This window comes from Corallococcus sp. CA047B (assembly GCF_003612065.1).
Taxonomy (GTDB): domain Bacteria; phylum Myxococcota; class Myxococcia; order Myxococcales; family Myxococcaceae; genus Corallococcus; species Corallococcus praedator.
On sequence record NZ_RAWD01000296.1, the window covers coordinates 1 to 11,805 of the forward strand.

Annotated in this window: 3 protein-coding genes; all 3 read right to left on the reverse strand. The window is 73.8% G+C overall.

Annotated features, from left to right (window positions below):
- On the reverse strand, positions 1-6,180 hold a 6,180-nt coding region (locus D7X74_RS32825; RefSeq protein WP_147446764.1), incomplete at its 3' end, for a right-handed parallel beta-helix repeat-containing protein.
- Positions 6,177-9,806: a phage tail protein gene (locus D7X74_RS32830; RefSeq protein WP_120536952.1), complete on the reverse strand. Its 3,630-nt coding sequence runs from the start codon at positions 9,804-9,806 to the stop codon at positions 6,177-6,179. The genes D7X74_RS32830 and D7X74_RS32825, both read right to left, overlap by 4 nt.
- A partial coding sequence (locus D7X74_RS32835; RefSeq protein ID WP_233602357.1) for a hypothetical protein occupies positions 9,803-11,805 on the reverse strand: 2,003 nt, incomplete at its 5' end. The genes D7X74_RS32830 and D7X74_RS32835, both read right to left, overlap by 4 nt.

The following is an 11,805-nucleotide window of genomic DNA, read 5'->3' on the forward strand; positions in this document are numbered from 1 at the left end:
CTCGTGGCGCACGGTGTTGCCGCGCACGCCCACCTCACCGCGCCAGTCGATGGCCACCTCGTGCAGCAGCGCCTGCGCCAGCGTGTTGCCGCTCTCCAGGAAGACGTTGTCGCGCACCACCAGCTCGCCGGAGCCCGCGAAGGAGGCGACCGACTGGCCCAGACCCGGGTCGCCCGCGGTGGGCAGCCCCCCGCACGCGAAGAAGTGGTTGTTCGCCACCACCGTCACCGCCAGCGCCTGCCGCAGGACGACGCCCGCCACCGCGCACCCCTCCAGCCGGTTGCCCTCCACGTCGAGGAGCGACCCCGGCTGCGCCTCCGACTCCGTCATGACGTGCCCCGAGGGGGGCAGGACGGTGATGCCCGTGACGGCGTCCCGCACGGTGTTTCCGGACAGCCGCACCCGGCCCTGCACGCCCGCCAGGAAGAGGCCGTCCGCGGGCTGGGGGAAGGTGTCGAAGACGGGGGGAATCAGGTCGCCCGGATCCGGAGCCTCGCCCCGCGCCAGTTGCTCCAGGGCCTTGCGCAGCACCTCCAGGATGCCGCCCAGGTCCGTCATGCCGGTGACGATGACGACGAGCGACGCGGAGACCTTCGTGGCGCGCTGGCGCAGGTACTCCTGGAGCCGGGCGATGCGCGACGTGTCGTCCTCGCCCGGGTTCAGGCCCTGCTCCGCCGAGCGCAGCAGCACCGCGGTCGCCTCCAGCTCCGGCGTCACCGGGCTCCCCTTGACGGCGATGGAAGCCCCGGCGCCCTTGCCCACGGCCTCGGCGGCCAGGTCGGCTGGCTCCCGTACCAACTGGTGCAGGGCCTGGCGGGTGACGTCGTCCGGCTGCTGGGTGGTGAGCCGCTGGATGGCTTCCCGGATGCGCTGGAGGACGCTCTCGCGGAACTGCCCGTCGATGCCCACGATGTCCAGGGCGCGGCTGTAGTGCGACACGTAGAGCGCCATCGAATCCGTGAGCACCTTGCCGGGGGGCATGCCTCGCACCGCGAGCACCAGCGCGCCCAGCGCGGCGAGCCTGCGGTCCAGGGGATCCGCCCACACCGGCCCCGTGGGCGGCAGCGCGATCGTCGTCGGCAGCACGTCCAGCGTCTGCACGCGGATGCGGTCCAACAGGCCCCGCGCGATGGCCACCTGCTCCGAGCGCTTCTGCGGCTGCGCGATGGCGGCGAGCACCGCCTGATGCGCCTGGGAGGAGAGCGCGGACAGCTCCGCGTCCCCGCTCACCAGCTCCGACAGCTGTCCCACGGAGGTGCCGAAGGAGCGCAGCTGCTTCTCCACCGTGTCCTCGGATTCGGTGACGAGGCCCGCCGCCTGCCGGTCCAGGTTCGCGGTGTACAGGCCGATGGTGGCCGTGCGGCCCTGCGCCGTCACGCGCTCCGCGTCCTCCACGGAGAGCGTCGCCTGGGGCACCTCGCCGTTGGTGAACTCCATGATCTGCTTGAGGGTGGAGCGCAGCCGCTCCACCGGCCGCGACTGCCCCCCCGTGCGCTCCACGTCGCGGTAGTCCGCCTCCACCTGCAGGGCCAGCTGCGGGTGGACGTCCTTGAGCTGATCCGCCAGGGCCTCCTTGGACTGGCGCAGTTGCAGCAGCACGTCCGCGCTGGCCTTCACTCCAATGGAGCGGCCCCTGCGCGGGAGCTGCTCCAGGGCGCTGGTGGCGAAGGTACCGATGATGGTCTTCCGGGGGCCCACCGCCTGTCCGATGACGGGCTGACGGGCCTTCTGGGCCTGCGCCTCGCGCAGCTGCGCCACCTGGCTCAGGCCCGCGGCCAGCGCCACGCACCGCTGTAGATCGCCCGGTTCGCCCTGCACCTCCGCGATGGCCTTCAGGAGCGTCTTCTTCACCGTGTCGGGCAGGCCCTGCACCAGGACCTCGAAGGAGCCCTTGATGCGGTCCGCCGTCTTCGCCACCGCGTCCTTGCCGGACACGGTCGCCAGGTCGAACTGCGCCACGGTGTCCCAGGCGTCCTGGGACAGCTCCTCCGGCGCGGTGAAGCTGGAGGCGCGGGCCAGCGACGAGCGGACCGCGTTCGACGTCTTCGTGTGGTCCTCGAAGCCCTGGGCGGCGCGCATCTCCGCCACTTCGCGCACCAGCATCTCCGTGAGGGTCGCGGGCGTGCCGCCCAGGTCCTTCAGTTGCTGCGCGAGCGTGTCCAGCGGTCCATACAGGCCCCGGCCCAGTTGCTGGCGCCCGTCCTCGTCCGACCCGGTGTACTGCAACACGGTGGCGTACATGCCCACCACGGCGGAGTGCACATCGCCGCGCTCCAGCCGGAGGGTGGCCGGCGCGAGTCCCAACTGCTGGAGGACCCCGGCGATGGGCGGCAGCTTCACCGGCGGTTTCACCGGTGGCACCGCGGTCTTCCTCACCGGCGCGCGGAGGGTCTCCACCTCGTTGTCCTCCACGGTGAGGCCCAGGCCGGACACCACCGCGATGCCCGCCACGCGCACCTCCGCGTCCTCCAGCCCGGGCGCGCCGTACGCTTCCGTGCGCCCCACCTGGAGCAGCCGGTTGCCGCTCACGTGGGCCTCCTCCACCCCCGCCAGCACCACCGCCCCGCGCAGCGTCAGCCGCTCCAACCACCGCAGCGCCGCGTCCAGGGGCGCGCGCACCCGGGGCGTCACGTTGGCGAACAGCGCCTCCACCAGCGGCCGGGGCTGGGACCGCGCGCCCGGGCTCAGCTTCGTCTCCAGGCCTGGATCCAACCGGGACAGGGCCAGGGTGTTGTCCGTCTGCGACGGCACGTCCGCCAGGGCCACCTGTTCAAAGCGGTTGTCCTCCACGCGGATCCGCCCCACCGCGCCGCCCGTGCCCCAGGCGCGCACCGCCGCGTCGCCCAGCGCCCGCACCACGTTGCCCCGGATGCGCACGTCGAACACCGGCTGCGGACCGCCCAGCAGGATGCCAATGCCCGGCGTCGCTTCGCCCGCGCCCTCGATGCGGTTGTCCACCACCTCCACGTCCGTGGCGGGGCGGCCGTTGGACTGACCGTCGTCCAGGCCGTCCCCCACGACGATGCCGGCCACCACGCCCAGCACCGACGCGGCGGGCACGGCGGGCAAGGCAATCCAGGAGTCGCGCACGCGCAGTCCCCGGCCGGAGAGCTGGATGCCTACCTGGAACAGGCCGTCCGACACCGCGTTGCAGATCTCATTGCCCACGACGTCCACGCCGTCGCCGGCGATCTGGATGCCCACCGCTCCGGAGCCCAGCACCTGGTTCTCCGCCACCAGCACGCGGTCCACCGGGCCGGTGGCGCCGCCCTCGGCCAGATCCTGCACGAGGATGCCCACGTGGAAGCCCTGCACGCGGTTGCCCCGCACCTCCACGCCGGACAGCGTGCCGTCCGCCACGTGGATGCCGGTGGTGGCCTCGCCCAGCGGCTGGAGCCGGTTGCCGGTGATGGACAGCGTGTCGATGAAGAGGCCCGCGCGCGGGAAGGCCGCGAGGAAGCGCTCGGCCAGATAGGGCGCGTAGGGTGCGACGGCGATGCCCGTCGCCGCGACGATGCGGTTGTCCTCGATGTGGATGCGCGCGCAGGTGCCCGTCACCAGCACGCCCGTCGCCTCGCTGCCCGCCTGGTTCGCCTGGAGGTGGCAGCGGCGCAGCGACACGCCGCTGGAGTCCGCCAGGGTCACCACGCCGTGCGGCAGCGTCTGCAAGGCGTCCAGCAGGGGCTTCGCCTCCGGCAGGTCCTCCAGCGGCTTGCCGGGCTGCAGCCGTTGCAGCTTGCGCAGTTGCACCAGCGTCGCCACCACCGAGCCCGCGGCGCGGCCCTGGCCGGGCACGAGGATCTTGATGCGCTCGGCCACCACGTCCACGAAGTCGGCCTCCGCGGACGGGTGCTTCACGTCGTCCGTCTCCAGCACGCGGTCGTCGTCCACCTCCAGCAGCGGCACGAAGCGCAGGCCGTCCGTCGTCGAAACGCGGGGGATGGACGCGAGGAGGGAGGGCTGGGGCTCGCCAATCACCACGTCCTCGAAGGGCGCCTCCACCAGCCGGAAGTCCTCGATGCGCACGTCGCCCAGCAGGCCGCAGCGGTCCACGAAGAAGGCGCCGCCGGAGCCCTGGGTGCGCAGCTCGGTGGCGTCCCCATCCCCCAGCAGGTGCACGGAGGACAGGTTGCGCAGGAGCACCGGGTGCTCCAGCTTGTAGCGGCCGGCGCGCACGAAGATGGAGCCCCCCTGCCCGCTCAGCCGATCCACCGCCGCCTGCAAGGCTTCATCGCCGGTGATGCCCTCGAGCATGTCCTGGTCGATGTCGCCGAAGCTGCGCACGCCGTCGCCCACCACCACCGTGAAGACGCCGGGGCCCGTCACCCGCTCGGACAGCTCCACGAGCCGGTCCCTCACCTGTGCGAGCGGAAGGTAGCGGGGCCGCAGGTCCTCGAAGGCGCGCGCCGCTCCACCCTTCACGCGGGCCAGCGGCACGAAGTGGTGCACCGGGCCGTGCACGGGCGCGTCGGTGAGCTGCTCCACCTCTCCCCGGGCCGCTCCGTCCGCCGCGTGCACCCGCGCGGTGAAGGACCAGTAGTCCCCCGTGCGCCAGCCGTTGCCGGAGAAGGCCAGCGTGATGCCATCCGGGAAGCGGTAGCGCAGGCCGGTGACGAGCAGGTCGCCGCCATCCCAGCGCCGCACCACCGCGCCCTGCGCCGGGTTGAAGGCCCGGCCCAACGTGCCCCCCACCGGCACCGGCACGGGGTCCGTGGTCAGCATGGCGCTCGCGTCCGCCAGCTCCAGCTTGCCCGTGTCCGCCTGCACGCCGCGCAGCCGCCGCAGCACCGGCTGGGACACGCCCTCCGGTTGGAGCCGCGTGACGCGGTCCTCGATGACGATGAGGTCGCCGGCCCGGAGCTTCGCCGCGCTCTCGGGGGACACCTGGAGCGTCATCGCATCCGCGGACGCGGGCGCGGTGAGCGGGAGCACGGTGGAGCCGTTGTCACGCGACCAGAGCACCACCGGCCGCGCTCCGCCCTCGAACAGCTCCACGCGGACGTGGAGGTTGTCGGAGCCCAGGTAGCCCTCACCCGTGGAGGCGTTCTCGGTGGAGAGGCAGCGGTCGCGGCACGGGTCCAACGGCTCCGGCGGAAAGCGGTCCGGCAGCGCGCCCTTCGGGACGTTCGTCGTGAGACGTCCCCCACCCGTGGGCGTGGGAAGGATTTCAGCGTCGGTGGCGGACAGGCCCTGGAGCGCGCGCACCTGGGACACGAGCCGCAGGCGCACGGTGGTGTCGTGGCCGTCCAGCGCGGGCTCGTCCAGGAAGGCGTCGTCGTACCGGGTGGTGGTCAGCTCCCAGCAGTCCAGGAAGAAGAAGTGGTGCCGGCTGCCGTCCGCCGGCAGCGCGGCCAGCGGGGGCGCCTCCGGCAGATCCGGCTGCGCGGTGTAGCGCAGGTCGCGCTCCAGGAAGACGCGCACGCCGTTGAGCAGCATGCGGCCCGCGCCGGGCAGCGTTCCGTCACCGCCCCGGATGACGACGTCGGGGCCCAGCGCCGCGTCCTCCACGCGCAGCGCGGACACCCAGGTGCGGGCCACCGGCGGCAGGCCCAGCACGCCCCAGGCCTTCACCTTCGTCGCGTCCACGCCCGTGAGCGCGGAGACGGGGAAGCGCACGTCGTGCCAGCCGGAGGGACGCTGGCCCAGGCCCGCGGAGACGATGGCTTCGTGGCCGTCCGTGTCCGCGACGACCACGCGGATGTCCACGATCTCATCGTCGGTGGGCGGACGCTCGAAGCGCAGGCCCATGACGAGCGCGGAGGCGCTGAAGGTGGAGCCGTCCGCTCTGGTCACCCGGGTGAGGTCCAGGGGCGTGGGCAGCGTGCGGCGCAGCGCCACGTGGCCCCGGCTGCGCACCACGAAGGGCAGCGTCTCCGCGTCGTAGCGGTCCAGGCGCAGCTCGCGCGGGATGACGCGCTCGTCGCCCGGAGGCAGCCCCTGCCCCTCCCAGCCGAGCACGTTGCCGATGGGGTCCACGAGGAACGTGTCGCCGATGCGGAAGCCGTCGTCGGGCGAGCCGTCGGCCACGTCGGCGGAGCGGCGGCGCGCGTCCACGGTGCGCAGCCGCACCTCCTCGTTGTGGTCGGCGTCGAGGCTCATGCGCCCCATCTGCTGATAGACGCCGGAGAAGCGCCGGGCTTCGTCGAAGCGGGACCTGGAGGTGTACGCTTTCACGGTCATGATCGGCTCATCCGGGTGAGGTCGTCTTGGGTGCGGTCGGCGTGGAACGGCGTGACGCCAATGGGCATGCTGTCGTCGGTGCGCGCGAGCAGCTCCCGCTCGTGGTTGGAGCGTTCGCCGTGGGCGCCGGGGAGGCCGCCGCGCTCGGAGGCGCGGAGCGCTTCGGGGCCGTTGTTGTCCGCCAGCACCAGGTAGCCCGGATCCGTCTGGCGGTTGGATTGGAACGACACGGTGTGCACCCGCGACTGGTGCGACACCGGGGGCTGACCGCCGCGCCCCAGCAGGCTGTAGCGGACCCAGCCCAGGTCCGGACGGTCCGTGCGCACCTCGCCCGCGAAGGCGCAGGAGGAGGCCTCCAGCACGCCCGCCTCGGTCGCGCCCAGCACCGTGCAGTGCCGCAAGCGCACGCGCGCACCGGCCGCGCGGATGGCGGTGGCCTCCCGGCTGCCCGCGTCGAAGGTGCAGCCCGCGGCGATGAGGTGCACCCAGGGCGGCAGCTCGATGGCGCCCACCATGCAGCCGTAGAGGCGCAGCTCCACGTCGGGCGGAGGCAGCGAGCGGCGCGCGCTGATGTCCTGATGCCCACCGCCCGGCATCCACAGCCCCACCTGCCCGGGCGCGCCCAGGTTGCACCAGCGCAGGTCCACCGCCCCTCGCGTGAGCACCAGGTCCAACCGCCCCGCGAGCCACAGGCCGGCGAGCCATACGCGCGTGTCGGCGCCTCCGCCGAAGCCCGGGTAGAGCGCCAACGAGACGCCGTGCTCATCCGCGCCGATGCAGGGCGCCGCGCCCGTGTCCGCGGAGAAGAGGGACAGGCCCGACTCCAGTCCCTGGGACAGGCGCTCCGGTGGCAGGCGCGGCGAGCCGATGAGGCCCAGGACTGGCGGCGTGCCGAAGCCCAGACCTTCCGCGAGGGTGGCGACGATGGGTCGCTCCACGTCACCCGCCGCGAGCACTCCGCCCGCGCGCTGCGGGGAGATCCACGCGGTGACGGGACGCCCGGCGCCGGGGAGGTCCGGCGGCTCGGGGAGCGGGAGGTCCGGCTCCGCCCAGTCGTCGGGCGGACGGCGGTCCGGAGGGAGCAGTCCCGCGCCCAGGGATGCGCCCCGTCCCACGCGGGCGGAGACGGTGACGCGGCCCAAGGGGGCGTCGTCCTGGAGCACGATGCGGCCCAGGCGCGGATCCACCGCCACGATGCCGTCGGCGTTGCTCGGGGCCAGCGTGTTCCAGGGCCCCAGGCTTCGCTGACGCAGCCGGAACGGGTGGCGCCGCAGCCGACCGGGCACCGAATACCGGCGCGCATCGCCGGACAGCGACGCATCCCGTGCGTGGTACGCGCCGCCGGGACGCGCATCCAGCGGGAGGGGCTGGCCCGGACGGGGCTCGATGAAGACGGCGCCGTCGTTGGCGACGTTGAAGCGCAGGAACTCGTCCGGCAGCAGCGCCAGCTCCGGCAGGAACGCGAGGTATCCACGCCCGCCCAGGGAGAAGACGACCTCCGACGCGGGCAGCGGCACGGGGTCCACGAAGAGCGCGCGCCCGTCGGCGTACAGCACCTGGCCGGGAATCGGAGGGTTCGTGCCGTCCGCTTCCAGGGGGCCCGCGACCCACGCGCTCGCGCCCGACGTGAGGGACAGCGCGCGGGGCCGCGTCGTGTCCGCCCACACGAGGGCTTCGATTCCGGTGGCGGTCTGCGTGGCCACGAGCACCCCGGGCAGTGCCGGATCAATGGGCAATGGCACCAGCGGACGCCAGGCCGGACTCGCGGACGCGGGGTCACACCCCATCACCGTCACGGCCAGCTCCCCGGTGACGGCCTCCCCGCCCACGAGCACCAGCCCCTGCGGCGTGCCGAGCAGCGTCGCCGCCTTGCGCTCCTGGCGATTGCGCACCGCGTGCGGACGCCACGTGCCCCCCCCGACAGGCAGCGACCACAGGTCCCCGGTGGGCGCGCCACCCAGGTCTCCGCCAAAGATGAAGAGCCGTCCCCCGCGCACGCACAGGCTGGGGGCCAATCGCGCCGCGGGCTGGCGTGGACTCGGGGTGTCCAGCCGCGTCGCCGTCGGGGTGGCGCCGTCCAGCGCCGTCACGGACCACACGCCCAGCTTCCCCGCGCCGTCCGGGGCCACCAGCAGCAGCGCGTCCGCGAGCGCCGCCACCGACATGCCCGGCCCATCCGGAGGCGGGGCCCCCACCAGCTCCTCCGCCTGCCACGGTCCCCCGTCGGCGCTCGCATCGAAGCGGACCAGGCGCAGGCTTTCATCCGCGAGGTGCTGCTCGATGCGCACCCCCCACGGTGTTCCCGCCAGCTCCACGCGGACGGCGTTGCTCCGGGGCAGGCCCAGGCGGATGCCGGTGGTGAGCGTGCGCCACGTGCCGTCCGTGTCGCGAAGGCGCGGCTCGCCCTTCAGGCGTTCGACGAACAGGGCCGCGGTGGTGCCGCCCAGGAGCTGGTTCGCGTCCGGGGTGACGGTGACGGTGTTCAGCGCTCCCGGTTCCAGCACGGAGGTCAGCAGCGTCGTGTCCGACTCCTCACGCGCGGCGAGCAGCATGAGGCGCCACTGGTCTCCCGGCGATGGCCGGCCCCGGTCCGCGAACCGGAGCGTGGGCGCGGGTCCCACGGGCGCGATGGGCAGCGGGCCTCGCAGGAGCGGCAGCGCTTCCGGCCCCACCAGCGGAATGCCGTCCACGGAGACGGTGAGGGCATCCGCGCGCTCCGCCGCGTCCGCGTCCTCCGCCAGCGCGGTGGGCGTCAGCAGCATCGCCGCCGTGCGCCCCGTCGCGAGCGAAGCGGGTTCAGGCTCATGGCGCGCGGTGAGTCCTCCGGTCAGGTCCGCGCGCTCCAGTGGCTGGAGCCAGACCAGGGGTCCATCCCGGTCCAACGGATCCACGCGGAAGCCCCGGTAGCCGTTGGGCAGGACGTGCACGACGGCGGGGGTCACCTCCTCCAGCTCCACGGGCGTCAGGCGCGCGGTGCGGATGAGGGCCACGTCCGGACGGGCCCAGCCCAGCAGATCCAACGTGCGCGGCGAGGCGGCGTTGCGTCCCGCGTCCGCCCGGCCCAGCCGTCGCAGGGCCTGGTCCAACGTCTCGCCCGGCGCCACGCCCAGCAGCGGACCGCGCTCGGGGATGCCGTCGCGGGGACGCTCGGTGCCGGCCGAGCGGCGCGTGAGCGGATCCGAGAGGCCGATGGGATCCCACACCACCGCGGTGCGTCCGCGCCAGGGCAGCAGGTCGTTGAGGTCCTGCGTCTCCAGGAGCGAACGGAAGGCCTCATCCACCTCCGCGTCCCAGAGGCTGGTGACGGAGAGCAGCTCCTCCAGCGACGCGAGCGTGCCCTTGCGGCGACGCCACGCCACCGCGCGCGCCACCACGCCACGCTGCACGCGGGGGTCGTCGGTGATGAGCCGTGCGCCCATCAGCTCCGCCAGCAGGGGCAGCGCCTGGGGTCCGGCCCGTTCGACGAAGTGATCATCCCAGAGCTGGTCCACCGCGCCGGAGAACGCGTCCAGCTCCGTGCCCAGCACGGCGAGCAGCTTGAGGAAGGGATGATCCGCGAGGCCGGCGTCCCGCGCCGTGTAGAGGCCGGGCAGGAGCTGGAGCAGACGCTGCGAGGGACGGCTCATAGGTCCTGCGCCTCCTCGTAGAACAGCGCGACGCCGTCGCTTCCGCCCGCGGGCGGCGCCCACGCGAGCAGCTCCCCTGGCGCGGTGGAGATGCGCTCGGAGAGCGACGGCGGCGTGCCCTCGCGATGCAGCCCCTGCACCACCACCGAGCGCAGCCCGTCGATGCCGGCGAGCGCGCCGTACACGTCCGACAACTGGAGGTCCTCGCCCAGCTCCACCCGGTCCGGATCCAACAGGCCCGGCTCGCGCTCCGGCTCGCGGTCCACGCCCAGCCGCAGGCGCGTCTGCTGGAGCACCGTCACCGGATCCGCGCCCTTCACCAGGCGCAGGAGCAGCCGCAACCGCACCTCCACGCGCTGCCGGTTCCGCAGGCGCAGCTCCACGCCGGGAGCCACCCTTGCCGCCAGGTGCGCGCCCAGCGCCTCCAGGTCCTCCCGGCCCAGGGCCGCTCCGTCCAGGCCCGACACCACCACCGTCAGCAGGCGTCGGCGCACGCCATCGCGGAAGACGTTCGCCCGGTGCACGCCGTCGAAGACCTGCGTCAGCGCCTGCACGTCCGACACGGACACCGCGCGGTCCATCGCGCCTACCATCGCGGGCCCGAGCACGCGCGCCAGCGCCGGGGCCTCCGGATCCGTTCCGCCGGACAAAGGCAGCGGGTTGAAGGTCTTCTCCACGCAGGGATGCGGGGTGCCCATCGCCGTCAGCCGCAGCGCCGTCCGGTTGCCTCCCACACCCCGGCCCACGCGGTAGCGCACGCGCACCTCCGCGCCCAGCGGCAGCGCCGCGCCGTGGTCCTGACCGCCTACGCGCAGTCGCGCGGCGCCTCCCGGCAACGACTCCACCGCGAAGGCGGGCTCGTCCTGAGTGGCCTCCAGGAGTGAATCCACCGGTCGCCACGGACGCCCCCCCACCGTCAGGGACACCTCGGGCCTGCGGCCTCCCGCGTGGCTCGCGTCCCGCAGCCACGTCACGGGGGCATGCAGGAGGGGCACCGTCCGCCGGTCCAACACGGGCTCGGCGACCTCCTCCACCGTCGCGCCCTCGCTGACGAGGGTGTTGTTGCCCAGCAGCACCACCCGGTCCAAGGCGTACGCGCGGGAGAGCGGCGGCTGGAACGTCACCTGCGTCATGGGCGTGCGCTGGCCGGCGGGCGTCTCCATGCGCACGCGCAGCACCCGCAGCGCTTCGCGGTAGATGCGCTCCGTGCCCTTCGCGCCTCCGGGGCCCAGACGCTCCACGTCCTCCGCCACCACCAGCCAGTCGCCCGGCCGCACCGGAGGTTCCTGGGAGGAGAGCCCCGAGGCATCCGTCAGGGGCTGCAGGAAGAACGTGTCCACGCCGGCGCCGGCAAGGCCCAACGGCCGGGCCACGCCCGCCTCCGCGCCGAACGCGATGTCCGCGCGGTTCAGCGCCTCGCTGCCCTTCAGGAGGACGAGCTGATCCCTCGCCTCCTGGATGAGGCCGTTCACGAAGCCATCCAGGAACGTGACCATCCGGTCCAGGCGTCGCGCGTGCGTGGCGGGGTCTTCATCCGCGCAGGGAGCCAGGGCCTCCTCGAGCGCGGCGAGCGCATCCGCCTGCCGCTTCTGGAGATTGCGCAATTGCCGCGCGACGATCTCCTGCGACTCCGACAGCGCGCCCACCGGACGACCGGGAGGAGGCACCGCCTGGGCCACCACCTTCTGCGCCTCGCACAGTTGTTCGCAGAGCGCGTCGAGCGTGCCCTTGCAGCCGGAGTCCCCTTCCAGGTCCAGCGTCTTCATGAGCGACGCCAGCTTGCGCGCGTCCTGCCTCGCGCGAGCCACCCGCCGCTCCTCCAGCGGACCATGGCGCTGCACCTCGATGCGGTCCTGAAGTCCCGCGAGCACCGAGCCGGGGCCGAAGATGCCGCCCGTCGGAGCCGGTGCCCCGGGCTCGCCCGCTTCCCCTGAAGGCACGCCGTTCCCGCCCGTGCCGCCAGTGCCTCCGGTCCCGCCCGTACCACCGGTCCCCGTCC

What these genes read in the sequence shown, in the direction of transcription:
- D7X74_RS32830 (WP_120536952.1), bottom strand. Translation starts at nt 9,806, where the DNA reads ATGAGCCGTCCCTCGCAGCGTCTGCTCCAGCTCCTGCCCGGCCTCTAC.